Annotated in this window: 14 protein-coding genes and 1 tRNA gene; 6 read left to right on the top strand and 9 right to left on the bottom strand. The window is 63.1% G+C overall.

Going from position 1 to position 17,485, the window contains the following annotated elements; genetic code table 11:
- Window positions 1-22 precede the first annotated feature (22 nt).
- Both NA29_RS06725 and NA29_RS06720 read right to left on the bottom strand, forming a co-directional pair.
- Entirely contained in the window at window positions 23-1,993 is a 1,971-nt protein-coding gene (locus NA29_RS06725) for an aconitase family protein (protein WP_039397017.1), read from the bottom strand.
- Between the two features lie 114 nt (window positions 1,994-2,107).
- Window positions 2,108-2,956 carry a LysR family transcriptional regulator gene (locus NA29_RS06720; protein ID WP_456299545.1) on the bottom strand — a complete coding sequence of 283 codons (849 nt, stop codon included), beginning with the start codon at window positions 2,954-2,956 and terminating at the stop codon, window positions 2,108-2,110.
- A gap of 206 nt (window positions 2,957-3,162) precedes the next feature.
- On the opposite strand from NA29_RS06720, the gene NA29_RS06715 reads away from it, so the two are divergent.
- The 3 genes from NA29_RS06715 (at window position 3,163) to NA29_RS06705 (ending at window position 5,885) form a co-directional block, all read left to right on the top strand.
- Entirely contained in the window at window positions 3,163-4,446 is a 1,284-nt protein-coding gene (locus NA29_RS06715; protein WP_039402605.1) for an aspartate carbamoyltransferase, read from the top strand.
- 159 nt (window positions 4,447-4,605) lie between these two features.
- Entirely contained in the window at window positions 4,606-5,619 is a 1,014-nt protein-coding gene (locus NA29_RS06710) for a class 1 fructose-bisphosphatase (protein ID WP_039397012.1), read from the top strand.
- Window positions 5,620-5,809: 190 nt separating this feature from the next.
- Window positions 5,810-5,885 (top strand) — tRNA-Thr (locus tag NA29_RS06705).
- Window positions 5,886-6,035: 150 nt separating this feature from the next.
- Here the strand turns inward: NA29_RS06705 and NA29_RS06700 are convergent.
- Entirely contained in the window at window positions 6,036-6,695 is a 660-nt protein-coding gene (locus NA29_RS06700; protein WP_052252581.1) for a DUF1415 domain-containing protein, read from the bottom strand.
- A 260-nt stretch (window positions 6,696-6,955) separates the two neighbouring features.
- Between NA29_RS06700 and NA29_RS06695 the strand changes: the two genes are divergently transcribed.
- The 3 genes from NA29_RS06695 to NA29_RS06685 all read left to right on the top strand — a co-directional run bounded on the left by NA29_RS06695 (window position 6,956) and on the right by NA29_RS06685 (window position 11,245).
- Window positions 6,956-8,041: an ankyrin repeat domain-containing protein gene (locus tag NA29_RS06695; protein ID WP_157127347.1), complete on the top strand. Its 1,086-nt coding sequence runs from the start codon at window positions 6,956-6,958 to the stop codon at window positions 8,039-8,041.
- Window positions 8,042-8,346: 305 nt separating this feature from the next.
- Window positions 8,347-9,825, top strand: a complete 1,479-nt coding sequence (locus tag NA29_RS06690; protein ID WP_150777513.1) for an ankyrin repeat domain-containing protein — start codon at window positions 8,347-8,349, stop codon at window positions 9,823-9,825.
- A gap of 217 nt (window positions 9,826-10,042) precedes the next feature.
- Window positions 10,043-11,245 (top strand): globin domain-containing protein, encoded by a 1,203-nt coding sequence (locus NA29_RS06685; protein ID WP_039397007.1) that lies wholly within the window; start codon window positions 10,043-10,045, stop codon window positions 11,243-11,245.
- A gap of 98 nt (window positions 11,246-11,343) precedes the next feature.
- Here NA29_RS06685 and NA29_RS06680 read toward each other — a convergent pair whose 3' ends face one another.
- The 6 genes from NA29_RS06680 to NA29_RS06655 all read right to left on the bottom strand — a co-directional run bounded on the left by NA29_RS06680 (window position 11,344) and on the right by NA29_RS06655 (window position 17,211).
- Window positions 11,344-12,171 (bottom strand): phosphodiesterase, encoded by an 828-nt coding sequence (locus NA29_RS06680; RefSeq protein ID WP_039402601.1) that lies wholly within the window; start codon window positions 12,169-12,171, stop codon window positions 11,344-11,346.
- Window positions 12,172-12,178: 7 nt separating this feature from the next.
- Window positions 12,179-13,222 carry an ABC transporter ATP-binding protein gene (locus NA29_RS06675; protein ID WP_039402599.1) on the bottom strand — a complete coding sequence of 348 codons (1,044 nt, stop codon included), beginning with the start codon at window positions 13,220-13,222 and terminating at the stop codon, window positions 12,179-12,181.
- Between the two features lie 14 nt (window positions 13,223-13,236).
- Window positions 13,237-14,040: an ABC transporter permease gene (locus tag NA29_RS06670; RefSeq protein WP_039402597.1), complete on the bottom strand. Its 804-nt coding sequence runs from the start codon at window positions 14,038-14,040 to the stop codon at window positions 13,237-13,239.
- Between the two features lie 5 nt (window positions 14,041-14,045).
- Window positions 14,046-14,870 carry an ABC transporter permease gene (locus NA29_RS06665; RefSeq protein ID WP_039397005.1) on the bottom strand — a complete coding sequence of 275 codons (825 nt, stop codon included), beginning with the start codon at window positions 14,868-14,870 and terminating at the stop codon, window positions 14,046-14,048.
- 56 nt (window positions 14,871-14,926) lie between these two features.
- A complete protein-coding gene (locus NA29_RS06660; RefSeq protein WP_039397003.1) occupies window positions 14,927-15,940 on the bottom strand; it encodes an extracellular solute-binding protein in 1,014 nt (337 codons plus the stop codon).
- A gap of 224 nt (window positions 15,941-16,164) precedes the next feature.
- Window positions 16,165-17,211 (bottom strand): LacI family DNA-binding transcriptional regulator, encoded by a 1,047-nt coding sequence (locus tag NA29_RS06655; RefSeq protein ID WP_039397001.1) that lies wholly within the window; start codon window positions 17,209-17,211, stop codon window positions 16,165-16,167.
- Window positions 17,212-17,485: the final 274 nt, after the last annotated feature.

Here is a 17,485-nt window from a genome sequence, read left to right as displayed (position 1 = left end):
AGCAGATCCGTCGCGACGCGCGTTACTGCAATGCCGTCGCTTTCAATTCGTCGAAGCTGGCGATGCGCCCCGCCAGCGCGCTCGCCGCGACCGTATAGGGACTCGCGAGCCAGACACTGCCCGGCCCCGAACGCCCCGGGAAGTTGCGATTGATCGCGCTGATCGTGACCTGATCGGAAGACGTCGATTGCCCCGGCCCGCAGTTTGCACACGCACCACAGCCGGGCATGATGAGCGTCACGCCCGCGTCCTCAAACGTCTTCAGATAGCCTTGCGCCTCGCAATAGGCGCGCACGTCCATCGTGCCGAATTGCAGGAACAGCGATCGCCCCTGTGCGACGCGTAGTCCGTGGGCGACACCCCACGCAAGCACGTCGTGATAGGCGTCGAAGTCGTCGCGCTTGCCTGCGGTGCAGGAGCCGCCGTAGGCAATGTCGATGGCGACGGGAGCGTCCAGCTCGGCGAGCGCCACGCCGTTGCCGGGGTCGCCCGGACGCGCGAGCATCGGCGTGAGCGAGGCGGCGTCGATGCGGATCACGTCGCGGTAGCGGGCACCGGCGTCGCTCGTCATCCACGGTTCGAGCGTGAAGTCGATGCCTCGCCGCTCCTTGAGGAACGCCACCGTTTTCTCATCCGGTGCGACGATGCCGGTAAAGCCGCCCAGCTCGGCCACCATATTGGTGAGCGTGGCGCGCTCGTCGACCGACATGGCCCGCACGGCGCTGCCCGCATATTCGAAGACGAGACCAATGGCGCCACCGCTGCGGATAGCGTCGAGGCGCAGCAGATGGAGGACGACGTCCTTGGCCGTCACACCTGGCGCGAGGTCGCCGTCGATCTCGATGCGCAACGTCTGCGGCACCTTGCAGCGCACGTAGCCCGTCACCCAGCTGTTCGCGATATCCGTCGCGCCGGCGCCGAACGCGAGGCAACCGAGGGCACCCGCGTGCGGCGTGTGCGAGTCGGTGCCGATCACGATCTGGCCGGGCAACGCGTAGCGCTCGGCCATGAGCGCGTGGCAGATGCCGTCGGCGCCGTGTTCACCATCATCGGCGAGTTGCCCGTGCGCCAGCACCGGGTAGCGCGCGACGAACTCGCGATGACCGCTCGTCAGATTTGCGACACCGGGCAACAGCCCTTGCGAGACGTGCGGAAAGCTCTGCGCTGCAAGCACCAGATGGTCCTGAAACGCGATGATGCGCGCCGGATCGTGCAGCGCCGCCGGTTCACCGAACGCACGATGCATCAGATGCGCGCACATCCCCGTGAAGTAATCATGCGAGAAACGCCAGTCGACGCGCAGGAAAACACCGTCGCCATGCTCGGCACCGGGCGTGGCCGGATGCAGGCGACGCGCCATGATCTTTTCGACGAGGGTGCGCGGTGCCTGGGTGGGCGGCTGAGTTGGCGTCGGCGCTGCGTCGTCATGCGCGAGCGGCGCAGGCCACTCCGCAAACTTGCTGTACGCCAGCAAACCGCCGCTGCGGATGATCTGCTGCGTGAGGGCGTCGCGTCCCTTGAGGAATTCGGTAATCGGAATGGCTTCGCTCGCGAGAATGCGATCGAGCACACCAAAATCGGTCGTCGTCAGAATGCCGATGTTGTCGCAGTTCTGCTGATAGATGCGCTCGAAGCTCTCTGCGACGATCAGACGGATGCCCGCCGACAGCTCCGCGAGCGGGCTCGACTCACGCGACGAGCCTTTGCCGTAGCGCTTGCCAGCGACGGTGACCTGAAAACCGCCGCGACGCACCTCGTGCTCGCCCACGGGCATCTCGTTTCCCGCTTTGAAACCGACATACGGATAGCGACCGAGCCGTTCGTCGTACGTCAGCATGACGGTGACGGGCGTGATTTCGTCCGTTGAAACGTTATCGCGCAGCACGCCAGCCTCGGCGCGCGTGACGGACTCGCCCGACAACTGGCGGCGCACGATGGCCGGGTCGTCGGACAGAAACAGCACGCGGCCGTCGAAACGAATGATGTCTTCCATGCGGCATTAACCTCCGGAAGACAGCATAGCGGCCGTGTCGTTGCCCTGCCGTGCCGTCTCGGCAAGGCGGGCGTGACCGATGGCGAAGGAGGGAAAGCGCAGGCGCTTCGACGCCTAATGGCTCTGTGGGCTCTGCCCCTGCGCGAGGAAATTCACCACGGCCGACGCCGTCGCACTGAGTTGCTCACGCGACGGGAAGACCAGCCAGAGCTGACGATGCGCCCACTCGTCCGTGAGCGGACGCACCACGACGTCCAGCTTGCCGACGTACAACTGCCCCACCTGCTCGGGGGCGATGGCGATGCCGAGTCCGGCGTGCGCCATGCGGCACAGCGCATCGAGACTGGAGACGCGGATCTTGATACGCAACGATTCCCCCGCCGCACTCGCCTGCTGACGCAGCATCTGCGTGAGCGCGCTGTTACCCTGCAGCCCTACCAGCGTCTCGCCGACGCACGCGGAAAACGGAATCTCACCAGTACGCGCAGCAAGCGGATGCCCTGCGGGCAGAATCACGGCGAGCCGGTCGCGGCGGTACGGCACCATCGTGAACGCTTCGATGCCTTCGACGGCATTGCAGATGCCCACGTCCACCGCACGCTCGGCCACGCGCTGCAGCACTTCGTTACTGTGTTGTTCGTCGAGTTCGACATCCACGGCGGAAAAGACACGCCCGAACGCCGCCAGATCCTCCGGCAGGAACTGCACGATGGCCGACAGATTGGCCGCAATGCGCACGCTGCCGCGCGCCCCCTCGTGGAATTGGGACAACTCGGCACCCAGCGATTCGATCGTGCCTAGAATACGTTCAGCGTAACGGCGTACCGTCTCGCCCACCGGCGTGACGGTGATGCCGCGCTGGTGACGCTGGATGAGAGGGAGTCCCACGATGGCTTCGATGTCGGCAATGCGACGGCTGATCGCCGAAGGCGCGATGAATTCGCGCTCGGCGGCGCGCGCCATGCTCCGCTCCTGGCAGACGGCCACGAAAAGACGCAAAGATGTGAGGTCAAGCTTGCGGAGAAGGTTTTCCATACCGTACGGCAATACACCGGAAATGCCGGAAACGCCCGGCTGGCGCGGCCCCGCGAGGGGCACGTCTTTTGCTGGACAAACAACGAATCGACGCCTATTATACGCATCGCGTACACATTCCTGCCGACCCGACCATGAGTGCACAGCAGACTTTCCTGCGCGACGCGATGCGTCGCCTGAACATGACCCGCGACACCTTCGCCGAGCGCATCGGCGTTCGTCGGCGCGCCCTCGACACCTGGCTGCTGCCCGAAGATTCCAGCGAATATCGCACGATGCCGAGCATCGTGGAGAAATTCGTCGGTGAAATTCTCGGTCGCGAAGCACCGTCTGCGGAATCTACGCAAAGCGCACACAAGCCGCTGCGTGAACGCATGGGCCTCGACGGCAAGCCGCACCTGATCTCCGTCGATCAGTTCTCGCGCGATTCGCTGGAAGAATTGTTCCACGTTGCCGACATCATGCAACCGATTGCGCGCCGCCAGAAGATTTCGCGTGTGCTTGAAGGCGCGGTACTCGGCAATCTGTTCTTCGAAGCCAGTACCCGCACCCGTGTGAGCTTCGGCTCCGCCTTCTGCCGCCTTGGCGGCTCGGTGTGCGACACGACCGGCTTCACGTTCTCGTCGATGGCCAAGGGCGAATCGATCTACGACACGAGCCGTGTCATGAGCGGTTATGTCGACGCCCTCGTCGTGCGTCACCCGGAAAAGGGCTCGGTCGCCGAATTCGCACGCGCCACGAACATCCCCGTCATCAACGGCGGTGACGGCCCGGGCGAACACCCGAGTCAGGCCATTCTCGATCTGTACACCATCGGCCGCGAGTTCTCGCGTCTGGGCAAGTTGGTCGACGGCGCCCATGTGGCGATGGTCGGCGACCTGCGCTACGGCCGCACGGTGCACTCGCTCATCAAGCTGCTCGCGCTGTATCGGGGCTTGAAGTTCACGCTGATCTCGCCGCCGTCGCTGGAAATGCCGACGTACATTCTCGACCAGATCTCGCAGAACGGCCACGTCATCGTGCAGAGCAATTCGCTCGCCGATCTGGCCGGTGCGGACGTGGTCTACGCGACGCGCATCCAGAAGGAGCGCTTTGCCGACGAGGCTATCGAAGGCTACACGCCGGACTTCCAGATCAACGAAGCGCTGATCAACCAGTATTGCGACAGCCGTACGATCATCATGCACCCGCTGCCGCGCGACAGCCGCCCGGGCGCAAACGATCTGTCGACGGACCTGAATCACGATCCGCGTCTGGCCATCTTCCGTCAGACGGACAACGGTATTCCGGTGCGCATGGCGATCTTCGCGATCCTGCTCGGCGTAGACAAGCAAGTGCAGCACAGCATGCGCGACGCCGCCTGGCGCTCGCCGTCACACATCGGTCCGGACGACGCGCTGTTCGACGGTCTCGACTGATTTCGCACACCGCGAACGCATCGGAGAAATCCGAATCGTTCGTCGGACGATGCCGATACTGCACTGCCCCCAAGGATTTTTCGCGGGGGCAGTGTCGCTTTACGAGTAAAATTGCGGGCATCTCGATATGTACGCTTTTTCGCTTTTCCGGAGGCCCACATGCGGCGCAAGACCCTTACTCAATATCTGATCGAACAGCAGCGGGAATTCAACAACATTCCCGCCGAGCTTCGTCTGCTGATCGAAGTCGTCGCACGTGCGTGCAAGTCCATAAGCCACGCCGTGTCCAAGGGCGCGCTCGGCGGTGTCCTGGGCAGCGCCGGCAGCGAGAACGTACAGGGCGAAGTTCAGAAGAAGCTCGACGTGATTTCCAACGAGATCATGCTTGAAGCGAACGAATGGGGTGGCCATCTGGCGGCGATGGCCTCGGAAGAGATGGAAGACGTCTTCCACATTCCGAACCGCTATCCGCAAGGCGAATACCTGCTGATGTTCGATCCGCTCGACGGTTCGTCGAACATCGACGTCAACGTGTCGATCGGCACGATCTTCTCGGTGCTGCGTTGCCCGGAAGGCGTGACGGATCCGACCGAGAAGGACTTCCTGCAACCGGGCACGCAGCAAGTGGCGGCCGGTTATGCGGTGTACGGTCCGCAAACGGTGCTGGTGCTGACGACGGGTCATGGCGTGAATTGCTTCACGCTTGATCGCGAGATGGGTTCGTGGGTGCTGACGCAGGAAGGCATGCGTATTCCGGAAGACACCAAGGAATTCGCGATCAACATGTCGAACGAGCGCCACTGGTATCCGCCGGTGCAGCGTTACATCGGCGAGTTGCTGCAAGGCAAGGAAGGCGTGCGCGGCAAGGACTTCAACATGCGCTGGATCGCGTCGATGGTGGCAGACGTGCATCGCATTCTGACGCGCGGCGGTGTGTTCATGTATCCGGCCGACAAGCGCGATCCGGACAAGCCGGGCAAGCTGCGCATCATGTACGAAGCGAACCCGATGAGCTTCCTCGTCGAGCAGGCAGGCGGCGCAGCCACGAACGGCACGCAGCGCATTCTCGACATTCAGCCGCAGAAGCTGCATGAGCGTGTTGCGGTGTTCCTCGGCTCGAAGAACGAAGTCGAACGGGTGACCGGGTATCACCACGAAGCCGACAAGAAGTAAGTGACGTGAGGACGCGGTTTCGTCGTCGCGAAGACGATGCAATGTCGTGAAAATTTTTGCGCGACGACGGAAGCGCAGGATTTCTGAAATTTCAATGATTTACGCGTGACTGACGCAGTCACAGCAAAAAATCTTCGAAAAAAGTAGTGACAAATCCGTAAAGTCTGCTAATATCTCACTTCTTCGCAGCGCCGGAGTAGCTCAGTCGGTAGAGCAGCTCATTCGTAATGAGAAGGTCGGGGGTTCGATTCCTCTCTCCGGCACCAGCGACTTACTCAGTCCCTGGTGATGCAAGCAAGACGAAGTACTTAGCAGTCAACAGAAAAGCCGCCCGATTATGTCGCGCGGCTTTTTTGTTTTTCAGCATTCTCTGATGCCGGAGAGAGGAATCGAATCCCCCTCTGCGCAATCCCTTGTCACTTCCCGGCGTTACCTTCGTCATCCTCGATGGCATTGTCGTTCGCGCCGTCTTCGTCTTCGGCGGGTTGCGCCATCCATTCGTGGTAGCCCGCGACCCCCATCTTGCGCATCAGCGCTTCGTTACGTTCGTAAATTGCTTCCGCTTCCGGGAACGCTTCCACCGCGCGGTCGATGCTCGCTTCGCGCAACAAATGCAGAATCGGATACGGCGAACGATTCGTGAAATTCTCAGCGTCGTCCGGATCGGTGCCTTCGAACTGATAGTCCGGATGGAAACTCGCGATCTGTAGTTCGCCTTCGAGCTGCAACTGCTTGAGCATGCGCTCGGCAAAGAACAATGCGTCGTTGTACTCGTGGAAGTCGAGCAATGCGTCCGGCACGATCAGCAGCGTCGTATCGACAGCTTGCGGGTCGGCCTGTGCCAGCCACTGCAATTCCTTCTCCAGATCGAGCAGCACGCCCTCCATATCGCGCGCAGCGCTCACGACATACCGTATCTGATCCTTGACGTGCACCGCCTTCGCAAACGGGCAAAGGTTCAGGCCGATCACGGCACGCGTGAGCCAGTGGCGCGTGGCCGCGATCACGGCCTCGTTGTCCTGCGCTTGCAACGGGTTCGTCGAGGATGCGGCGTCTGGAATGTTTTTCTCCGTCATACAAATGTGTGGCGATGATTCATGAATACCGCATTGTAGTGCGGCATGCGCGCCGCGTCGGCATGTCCGTCATGGAGAACCTTACAGGGCGAATGCCAAAACCCGCAGGCGGCACGTGCGCGACCATGCGGCTTCTTCACGCCACGCGTACAACCATCATGCCCGGTACCCCGCCCATCACCACCCTTGCGCACAGCACGTGCACCCACAGCACCACCGACAACCTCGCCACCTCCTGGCCACACATCGAGAGACAGCATTTGTCTGACACCTCGTTGGCGGACCTGCTCGATGAGCGGCGCGGGTCGCTACATCGCACGCAAGACATCTGGAACATGCTCGTCGATCCGCAGAGTCGTGCGGGGCGCGAGTTGCGCGACGCGTGCGAAGCCGCTTCCCCGAACAGTCCGCTGTATCTCGAATTGATGACGCTGCTGACCATGCCCGAATCCGAACGCACGATAGATCGGCTCACCGACGCCGGCGTCTTCCTCATCCCGGCACGTGCCGGCTATCTACGCGCCGAAGACGCCGCCCTGCTGCGCAGCAATGAAGGACTTCTCATCTGGCTGCAATACGCCGCGTCACCGACGGCCTACCTCAAGGTATTCGACGGCTCCGATATCTTCGGTGCGACGTCCATGAGCGACCGGGCGCGCATCGCCAAGATTCTGCGGATTCTCGTGGCCTGCGGGCGCGATCGCACCGCCGCTACGCCATCGAACCCGTCCGACCTCGCCCCCATCAACCCCCTCTCCCACCTGTGCAGCCAGGTCGCGCCGCACTGGTTACGCCGCATACTCGAACTCGGCAGTTGCCCGCATCAGATGAGCCAACGCGGTATGCCGCTGACGGTGAGCGCCATGCGCGCCGAAGCAATCCGGCTGCACAACGCCGGACAAGACTTCATGTGCGCGCACCGCTCGCTTGTGCATCTCGCCGAACTGCTCAAACGGTACGGCGCCAATCTGATGCAGCCGAACGCGCGCGGCGTGCCCGCCGTCGCCCTGCTCGCCTTTCACGGGCTGTGCGGCGCGGCCGAAGCGCTGCTGATCAGCGGCGCCAGTCCGAACGTGGCCGATCCGCGTGGCAACACCCTCATGCATCACCTGGCCCATGCCGTTCACATGCGGGCGTCCCCAACGCACACCGAAAACGCCACGCTCGCCCATTACGCCCTGATCGCGGCCGTCCGCCACGGCGGCAATCTGGACTTGCCGAATGTCGCGGGACACACGGCCCGCGCATGGTTGCCCGACCCCACATCCCTCGGCACGCATGTCGACGAAGCATTCCTCACAACCGTCCGCGCGACCGCGCTCCGTCGCATCCGAGCCCTCAGCTGATCCGCTTGCCCGCCATGCCCTTACCTTCCGTCACCACCACCTCGACTACGCCGACCATGGGCCGTGCGTCATCTCACACGCATTGCGCTTCCGAGCGCGACGCGGCGGTACCGCCCGAGCACCTCACGCTCGATGCACTCCTTCGCGCCCGACGCGAAGCGCGTTGTACGTCGCGCGAAGTGCGGGAGATATTGATGAGCCCCATGACGACCGCCGGCCGAGAGCTTAACGACAGCTGTTCGTTGGCGAGACCGGAAAACCCGCAAAAACTGCTCTTCTCGATGGCCACTCTGCTTTGCACTCCGATGCAGCACAGAACCCTGAGCGATCTTGAAAATGCCGGAGTCTTCGTCGAAGCGTCACGGCGCGACGAACTCGACCCGAATGACGCGGATCTGCTGCTCAGCGACATTGGCCTGCAACTCTGGCTTCGTTACGCAGCGGAGCCGTCCGCCTACCCCACGGTGTTCGTCGACGCCCTCATGGCCGACGAATTCCCCGCGCTACCGTCCTCCAATGTCGCCATTGCGTTGCGCGTGCTGATCGCATGCGGTCGGGACAAGACCAACAACGTCCCGGCATCCGAAGTGGCGGGCGACGTTCATCTGCCGCTGTCCCATCTATGCAGCCACGTCGCCGTGGAATGGCTGCCCACGCTGCTGGACATGGGAGCGGGCGCCAGGCAGACCACCGCAAGCGGCGTGCCGCTCATTGCCACGGCGATGGCCGCCGAGGCCAAGCGCTTGTATCTGAACGGCTGCGACCTGCTCGTGGCACACGATGCGCTGTTTCGTCTTGGAAAGATGCTCCTGTCGCACGGAGCCGATCTCACACAACCGGCGCTCACGGGCTCGCTCCCGGTCGTGCTGCTGGCATTCAATGGATACTGCGCTGCGGCCGACGTACTGCTCTCGCTGGGTGCGGCCTGCAACACCGCGCAAATCGGTCGTGAGGGCAACACACTCATGCATCAGCTCGCGACCACCACGCGATTGCGCCCCCACTCGTTCTCCGCCTATTTTCTGCTCATCCTCGCAATGCGTTACGGCGGCGACCCCGACCGCCCCAACAACGCAGGCGTGACCCCTGTCTCGCTCTTGCCGGACAGCCTCGTGAGCTACCTGCGGCTCACACAGAAGATGGTGAAGCAGGCACGCGAGCGCGCCGTGCACGTCATCGCCAACTCGGAAACGGTCTCCGGCAACCAGACGACGAACAACGTGCCTGCAACGAGCGCCACCTTACTGCGCGAAGCGAAGCGGTTGTGCGATGCCGGGCACGACCCTTTGCTGGCGCACGAGGCGCTGTTTGCGCTGGCGGCTTCGCTGCAACAGCGCGGCATGGATCTGACGCAACCACATTCAGACGGCACGCTGCCGGTGATGTGGCTGGCATCACAAGGTTTTTGCGGTGCGGCCGAGGTGCTGCTCGCCTTTCATCCCGACTGCAACGCGCCCGTGTACGAAGGCAACTCGATCATGCACTGCCTTGCCATGACCACACACCATCCGCGCGACGCCATCTACGCCGACTACATGCTCAACACCGCACTACGCTATGGCGGCGATCCGACCCGGCCCAACAACGCTGGCAACACGGCGCTCATGGCGCTCTCTGCCGAGCGGGTTCGTTTCGTGCGCGCAGGCTTCTTCTTCATCCAGCAGACGCGCAAGCGCGTAGCGCAGATCGTCGAGCACCGCCGCGCGCCTCGCCTGCGTCAACAAATGCCCTCACAGCGAGATGCACCGGCCGACCCATTGCGACATTCCGCCGCAGCCCCATAACATGCATTTAATTTGCATCTTATAATCACTGCGCCGGCCCCTGAAAGTTGTTGCCATGTTGTTCAAGTTGTCCGTGAAGTGAGCCCTGGGGACCGGCGACCGAATGCCGCACTGTGGACGCCGCAGCGCGCGAGCGTCCACGGCGTCGATGAAATACCCACAAGTACGACCAAAAAGATGCATTTTATTTGCATCTTATAAACTCAGGAGTCTTGCCATGCTATCCGCCGCATCCCGCCCCTACATCGACGCAAGCGTTCCGGTCTTGCGCGAACACGGTCTTGCGATTACGCGCCACTTCTACGCGAGCATGTTCGAAGCGCATCCTGAGCTGCGCAATCTCTTCAACATGGGCAATCAGGCAAGCGGCGCGCAACAGCAGTCGCTCGCCTCGGCCGTCTTTGCTTACGCCGCGAATATCGACAATGCAGCGGCTCTCGCCCCCGTGCTGGAGCGCATCGTTCACAAGCACGTCTCTGTCGGCATTACGCCGGCGCACTACCCGATCGTCGGACGTTATCTGCTCGCCGCCATCAAGGCCGTGCTGGGCGACGCCGCGACGTCCGAACTCATCGCTGCCTGGGATGAAGCCTACTGGCTGCTCGCTGGCGAGTTGATCGCGGCCGAAGCGCGACTGTCCGAGCAATCGCGTGCGCCTCTGGGCGCACTGCGCGAGCTGGTGGTGGCCGACGTCGACCGCGAGACCGAACACGTCGTGTCGTACTACCTGCGCACGCCGGAAGGCGGCTCGCCGGGCGAGTTCGCACCGGGCCAGTACGTGAGTGTCGCCGTCACGCTGCCGGACGGCCTGCAACAGCGTCGCCAGTACAGCCTCTCGGACGCCCCCGAAGCCCCGCACTGGCGCATCACCGTCAAGCGCGAAGAAGCCAATGCGTCGAAGCCCGAAGGGATGGTCTCGAACTGGTTGCACGCAAACGTCAAGGCGGGCGATCGCATTCTGGTCGGTCCGGCCTACGGCGAATTCACGCTTCCGCAGGACTCCGCCCGTCCGCTCGTGCTACTCAGCGCCGGTGTGGGGATCACGCCGATGATGTCGATGGTCGCAGCGCTGGCCGCCAAGGGCTCGCGTCGCGAAGTGCTGTTCGCCCACGCCGGTCGCAACGGCTCGCATGTGGCGCTGCGCCGTCATCTGGCGTTCGCCAAGACGCAGTTGCCGAATCTGCGCACCGTCACGTTCTTCGAAGCGCCGTTGAGCACGGACCGTGAAGGCATCGACTACACGCATGCCGGACGCATGGACCTCTCTCGTCTCTCGTTGCCTGCCGATGCCGACTACCTGATGTGCGGACCGTCCGCCTTCATGCAGACGCAATGGCGTGCCCTGCGCGACGCGGGTGTATCCGCAGGTCGCATGCGCCGCGAAGTCTTCGGCCCGGACGCCCTGGACCACTTACTGTAATCCGCCGCAGACGCTCGTCGCACCCGCAACGCAAAAGGCTCCCGAGGGAGCCTTTTTGCATGATGACCTGTCGACGCGACATCGCTGCCGCGACTCGTTCAGTCGATCAATTTGCCCGCCGCGTCATAGAACGGATGCGCGCCCCCCGCGTCATCGACAAATGCGAGATGCGAGACGAGTCCCGTCTGCGGCGTGAATCGATGCAACTGGAACGACGGCGGATCCAGCACCCATGCCGACGGACCGCCCTCGCGCAGATCGAGCGCGACCTGATGCGCAGGCGACGGGCACACGCTTGCTACGGTGCCTGCAAAGCGCGTATGAATCGGACGATGCACGTGGCCGCAAATCACGCGCTCCACGTTGTCGAAGCGACGCACGACGGCGGCCAGCTTCGCTGCATCGGAAGCGTCGAGCGACTGAACGTCCATATGCTCGATGCCGCACGCGAACGGCGGATGGTGCATGGCGACGACCGTCGGCGTTTGCGTATCGCTCGCGAGCGTCGCTTCGAGCCATTGCAAACGCTCGTCGCACAGCTTCCCCCCGCCATTAGGCGGATCCTGCGTATCGAGCGCAACCAGACGCAACGGTCCGAACATCGCCGTGTATTGCACGAAGTCGCCCGGCTTACCAAGATATGTATGCTCGGGGAACACTTCGCGCAGCGCGTCGCGCCCGTCGTGATTGCCGATGACGAGGTAGTACGGGATTTCCAGCGGCGTGAGCAAACGACGCAGATGTTCGTACTCCTCACGCGCACCGAAGTCGACGAGATCGCCCGTCAGCACGACAAAGTCGGGACGCGGCGTAAGCGTATTGAGACGTGCCACGCAACGCTCGAGATAAGTGGCGGTATCGACGCGGCGATAGGCCAGTTTGCCGGGGCGTTTGATGTGAAGGTCGCTGATTTGCGCGAACAGCATGAGCGGTTTATCCGTGAAGCGAAAAGACATGGGCGGCGGGCAGCGACAAGCCCACCTTATCGCCGACGCGGCACTCGCGACGGCTGGAAACTTCGACGAGCACCGCACCAGCGGTGGACACGCCACTGAGCGTCAGACGCGTGCGGTCGCCGAGGAACTGCACCTCTTCGATCTGGCCGGTCAGCGGGGCGTCGCCAGCGGGCACGACGATGGCGTCCTCGGGACGGAAGTACAGCTCCTGAACATCGGCACGCACGTTCGGGCATTCGACATGACCGCCTTCCAGATGGAAGTGCCCGTCACGCCACACCCCCGCCAGACGATTGAGCGTGCCGACGAAGTTGGCTACGTGACGCGACGCCGGTTGGTAGTAGATGTCACGCGGCGCGCCGATCTGTTCGATACGGCCCGCGCTCATCACCACGATGCGGTCGCCGAGCGCCATTGCTTCGTCCTGATCGTGCGTGACGTACACCGTCGTCACCCCCAGCCCACGCAGCAAACGGTCCATGTCGGCGCGCACTGTCTCACGCAGCTTGGCGTCGAGGGCGGTGAGCGGTTCGTCGAGCAGCAGCACACGCGGCTCAGGTGCGAGCGCACGCGCCAGGGCGACACGTTGCTTCTGGCCGCCGGAGAGCTGTGCGATCGCGCGGTCTGCGTAGGGCGTGAGATGCACCAGATCGAGCAACTCGTCCACACGCTTGTCGATCTGCGCCGAGGGCAGACCGCGCAACTTGAGGCCGTATGCCACATTGCCGCGTACGGTGAAGTTCGGGAATAGGGCGTAATTCTGAAAGACCATGCCGACGCGACGCTTCTCGATAGGCAGGCGCGTGACGTCTTCGTCGCCGAAGCGAACGCGTCCACCGGCGTCGGGGCGCTCAAGCCCGGCGATCATGCGCAGCGTCGTGGTCTTGCCGCATCCCGACGGGCCGAGCAGCACCAGCGTCTCGCCTGCACCGATCGTCAGATCGAGCGGCTGCAGCACAGTGTTGCCGTGAAACGTCTTGGCACAGCGTTCGAGATGAATGGGGATGGAAGTCAGTTTCATCGTCATATCCGTAATCAGGTGCGCCCGCGCGAATTGCGGACCTTTGCCCGTTGGGCCGTCATCTGCATGACGATGAGCAGCGGCACGATCAGCACGAAGAACACCGCCGTGTACGCGCTGCCGATCTCCAGACGCAGCGACGCGTAGGCATCTGCCAGCCCCACCGGGAGCGTCTTGGTGTCGGGCGTGTGCAGCATCCACGTGAGGTTGAATTCGCCGAGCGAGAGCGTCACGACGATCAGCGCCGCCGCCACGATTTCGCCGCGGATGTTAGGCAGCACCACCGTCATGAAACGTCTCAGGAAGCTCGCGCCGAGGCTCGCTGCGCCCTCTTCCATCATCTTGATGCGCGAGTCGGCGCAGGCCGCCGCCACCGCACGCACCATGAACGGCAGCGTGAAGATCACGTGCCCCACGACGATGAACGCCAGACTTTCGCGAAAGCCGCGCATGCCGCCGTACACGCTGATGAGGGCCAGCGCACTCGCCAGTCCGGGCAGCGCGATGGGCAACGTCAGCAGTTCTTCGATCCAGCGCGCGAAACGGCTTTGCCAGCGGGCGAGGACGTAACCGGCGGGCACGCCAAGCAGCGCGACCAGCACCAGCGTGGCGACACCGACGTACAGCGAATTCAGAATCGCGTCGTGATAGTCCTGCCAGACCTGAATCACCCACTTGAACGTGAGGCCAGCCGACGGACCACGAAAATAGTTCACCGACAGCCCGGCGAGAATCGACATCCCCACCGGAATCAGCAAGAACGCGCACATCAGCAGCGTGAGCAGCAATTGCAGCGTGAAAAGGGTTTTCTTGAGCATGCGGATCAACCTCCGGCGGCGACAGCCTGCCCAGTGAAATTGCGGGCGAGCATCAGCACCGCCCACGTGACGATGCCGAGAATCACCGAGAGGGCCGCCGCCGTCGCCACGTTGGCGTTGAGCGTGAACTCGGTGTAGATGGTCATCGGCAGCACGTCGATGTCGGTGGCAAGCGTAAAGGCCGTGCCGAACGCGCCGACCGAGGTCGCGAAGCACATCGCGCCCGAGGCGATCAGCGCGGGGGCGAGCGCGGGCAGCGTCACGTCGCGGGCAATCGCGAAGGGGCCTGCGCCCAGCGACGACGCCGCTTCCGTGAGCGAATGATCGAGGGATTCCGCGGCGGCCATCACGGCCAGAATCACACGCGGAATCGAGAAATACAGATAACCGAGAAACAGACCGGTGAGCGAGTACGCGAACACGACCTTATGGCCGATGAGTTTCGACGTCAGATCGCCGATCAGACCCTGACGTCCCGCCAGCATGATGACCATGAAACCGACCACCACGCCGGGGAACGCCAGCGGCAGGGTCAACATCGACACGAGGGCCGATTTGCCCGGAAAGTCATGACGGGTGAGGAAGAGGCCCGCCACAAGCGACAACGCCAGAGTAGCCAGTGTGACAAGAGCCGACAGCACCACGGTTTGCCACAGGCTATCGAGATAACGCGCATTGGTGAGAATGGCGCGATAGGTCTCGAACGCGTGACCGTCGCCGCTTACCTGCACAAGTGCGGCCATCGGCAAGAGCCAGAACGCCAGAAAAACCGCCAGTGCCGGTAGCAGAAGTGCCACGCGCCAGCCGCGCGGCAGAGTCAGGTCACGCATCGCTTGCTTTGCTCCTCTTCCTCGTTGGACATTACCGTGCGTTCAGTCGCGAGGACTTAGCGCACGTTCTTCAGATACTGCTGACCGAACGCGTCCTGCTGTGCGGCGAGCTTTTGCAGATCGACCGGCTTCACGCGGGCATAGTCGCTCGCGGGCAGGAACTTCGCAGCGACGTCGGCCGGCATGGTGCTGGCACGCACCGGACGCAGGAACGCTTGTGCCCAGTGCGCTTGGCCCTTGTCCGATAGCGTGTAGTCGATCACCTTCTTACCGTTGTCGGCATGCGGCGCATTCTTCACGAGAGCGATCACGTACGGCAGCGACACCGAACCTTCCATCGGAATCACGAACTGCACGTTGGCGCGGTCCTTGTAGATGGCGCGGTAAGCGTTGAAGTCGAAGTCGATCAGGATGGGGATTTCACCCGAGAGTACGCGAGCGTAAGCCGTTTGCTTCGGCACGATCGGCGCGTTGGCCTTGAGCTTCTGGAAGAAGCCGATTGCCGGGGCAAAGTTGTCCATCGAACCGCCGAGCGCCTGGTTGGCGGCAATCGCGGCCGCGTAGCCTGCGAAGGCGCTGCTCGGATCCAGATAACCCACCATGCCCTTGTATTCCGGCTTGAGCAGGTCGGCCCACGAACGCGGCACCGGCTTGCCCTCCAGCGCATCGCGGTTCACGAAGAAGCCGACCGTGCCCGAGTGGATCGTTGTCCACATGCCGTTCGGATCCTTCAGGTTGGCCGGTACCTGATCCCAGTTCGCAGGCTTGTACGGGGCGAGCAGGCCCTTCTTCGCGGCTTCGATGGCCGAGGTGATGCCCAGATAGACGATGTCGGCGACCGGGGCCTTTTGTTCTGCGATCAGCTGCGCGACCGCTTGCCCCGAGTTCTTGTTGTCCAGCGGCACGCGAATGCCAGTGTCTTGCGCAATCGACTTGACCTGACCGGCCCAGTCCGCCCATTCCGGCGGGCAGTTGTAGCAGATCGCCGTCTGCTGAGCATGCGCGGCGCCAGCGCCGAGCAAGGTGAACAACGCCAGCGTGCGAGCGGCGCGGGTGATCCAAAGCTTCATTTCTGGGCTCCTGAAAGTCTGAGCGTTGGCGGCACGCGTGTGCCGCCGCAGGTTACGTTTCTACCGTGTGGTACAGGCCTTACGGCCGGATGCCTGATTGCCTCGGCCAATGCCGCACTCTCTCGATGGAGTCGGTCGTCGGCCACTTTCTTGCTTGCTATTAGCTGGGTGCTGCGATTGCTTCGAAATCTGTGGTGCGCACTGTTGCGCAGTGGTGCGCCTCATCATGCTTGTCTGGCGGGCGGAGCAGACACAGTGCCGCCCCGGCGAATCTCGTGCGGCAGGATGAGCGCGTGGCTGAGCGATGGGTCGTGCGACGCACCGACAACACCGACTCGCCCGTCGATCTGTGCAAGCAGACGCTGCGCTGCATGACGGCCGATTTCTACGCTGGGCTGCACCACGGTCGCGAGCGTCGGTGAGAGCAGTTCGCCCACGGCGAGGCCGTCGAAGCCGAGAACGGAGATGTCGTCCGGCACACGCAGACCGGCTTCGCGCAGCGCTCGCATGACACCGAGCGCGAGCAGATCGTTGGAGCAGAACAGCGCCGTGGGACGCGCGCCGTCGCGCTCGCGCTGCGCCAGCCATTCGCGCACCCGCTCGCCGCGTGCCCCGCTGTTGAAGTCGATTTCGAACGCGGGCAACGGCGTGAGACCTGCGGCCTGCATGGCGTCGCCATAACCGAGATATCGACGCTTGGCGCGGTCGGACGCATGCAGCGCCCCCGTCACCATCACGATGTCGCGATGTCCGGCTTCGATGAGCATGTTCACGCCCTGCGCGGCCGCCGCGCGGTTGTCCACGGACACGCAGGGGCGCTCGGGGGCGTCGTTGTAGACGAGTTGGCACGCCACGCCTTCGGCCGCGAGATCGTCGACAAGCGCGCTGTGCTCGGCGTCGGCGAGCGTCATCAGCAAGCCGTCGACCCGTTGTTGCAGCAGGGTTTCGATGGCGTTGCGCTCCCGCTCGGGATCGTATTGGGTCGTCACGAGCAGCAGGCGGCGGCCCGTGCCGTCGATAGCGGCTTCGATGCCTTCGAGGCAATCGGCAAAGACCGGGTTGCCGAGCGTGGGCAACATCACGCCGATCAGGCCGGTCCGCTCGCCGCGCAACTGGCGACCGAGCGCATTGGGACGGAATTTGAGCTCGGCAGCGGCCGCCTGCACGCGGGCAAGCGTCTCGGGACGCACCAGTTGCGGCGAATTGAGCGCGCGCGACACGGTCGCAATCGAGCATCCTGCACGCTGTGCCACATCCCGAATATCTGCCACACCCCGCTCCTCTTGTCTGGACCGTCATTTTTGACGTTGACGGATTTTACGCAAATGTAAACGTTTACGAAAACGTTTTCATTTAGGGATTGTATGGAGTCTTTGTGATGAATTCGTGACAGGAAATTCGTCGATGCTAGCGTGCAACAGTCGACGGGACACGGCAGGACGCAGAGGCACCGCCCTCTCACAGAGGCGCGGTTCGCCGAATTGGCCGATATCCGGCGATGAGTTTGATGAAGTGCGTGGGATGCCGCCTATACTGAAATTCCCC

The sequence above is a fragment of the Pandoraea sputorum genome (genome assembly GCF_000814845.2).
Lineage (GTDB): Bacteria > Pseudomonadota > Gammaproteobacteria > Burkholderiales > Burkholderiaceae > Pandoraea > Pandoraea sputorum.
This window is presented reverse-complemented; position numbering and strand designations above follow the sequence as displayed.

Bases quoted from the DNA above. Each gene is read 5' to 3' on its own strand.
- NA29_RS06675 (WP_039402599.1), bottom strand. From the start codon at position 13,222: ATGAAACTGACTTCCATCCCCATTCATCTCGAACGCTGTGCCAAGACG.
- NA29_RS06690 (WP_150777513.1), top strand. From the start codon at position 8,347: ATGCAGCACAGAACCCTGAGCGATCTTGAAAATGCCGGAGTCTTCGTC.
- NA29_RS06720 (WP_456299545.1), bottom strand. From the start codon at position 2,956: ATGGCGCGCGCCGCCGAGCGCGAATTCATCGCGCCTTCGGCGATCAGC.
- NA29_RS06670 (WP_039402597.1), bottom strand. From the start codon at position 14,040: ATGCTCAAGAAAACCCTTTTCACGCTGCAATTGCTGCTCACGCTGCTG.
- NA29_RS06710 (WP_039397012.1), top strand. From the start codon at position 4,606: ATGCGGCGCAAGACCCTTACTCAATATCTGATCGAACAGCAGCGGGAA.
- NA29_RS06725 (WP_039397017.1), bottom strand. From the start codon at position 1,993: ATGGAAGACATCATTCGTTTCGACGGCCGCGTGCTGTTTCTGTCCGAC.
- NA29_RS06700 (WP_052252581.1), bottom strand. From the start codon at position 6,695: ATGACGGAGAAAAACATTCCAGACGCCGCATCCTCGACGAACCCGTTG.
- NA29_RS06665 (WP_039397005.1), bottom strand. From the start codon at position 14,870: ATGCGTGACCTGACTCTGCCGCGCGGCTGGCGCGTGGCACTTCTGCTA.
- NA29_RS06715 (WP_039402605.1), top strand. From the start codon at position 3,163: ATGAGTGCACAGCAGACTTTCCTGCGCGACGCGATGCGTCGCCTGAAC.
- NA29_RS06685 (WP_039397007.1), top strand. From the start codon at position 10,043: ATGCTATCCGCCGCATCCCGCCCCTACATCGACGCAAGCGTTCCGGTC.
- NA29_RS06680 (WP_039402601.1), bottom strand. From the start codon at position 12,171: ATGCTGTTCGCGCAAATCAGCGACCTTCACATCAAACGCCCCGGCAAA.
- NA29_RS06660 (WP_039397003.1), bottom strand. From the start codon at position 15,940: ATGAAGCTTTGGATCACCCGCGCCGCTCGCACGCTGGCGTTGTTCACC.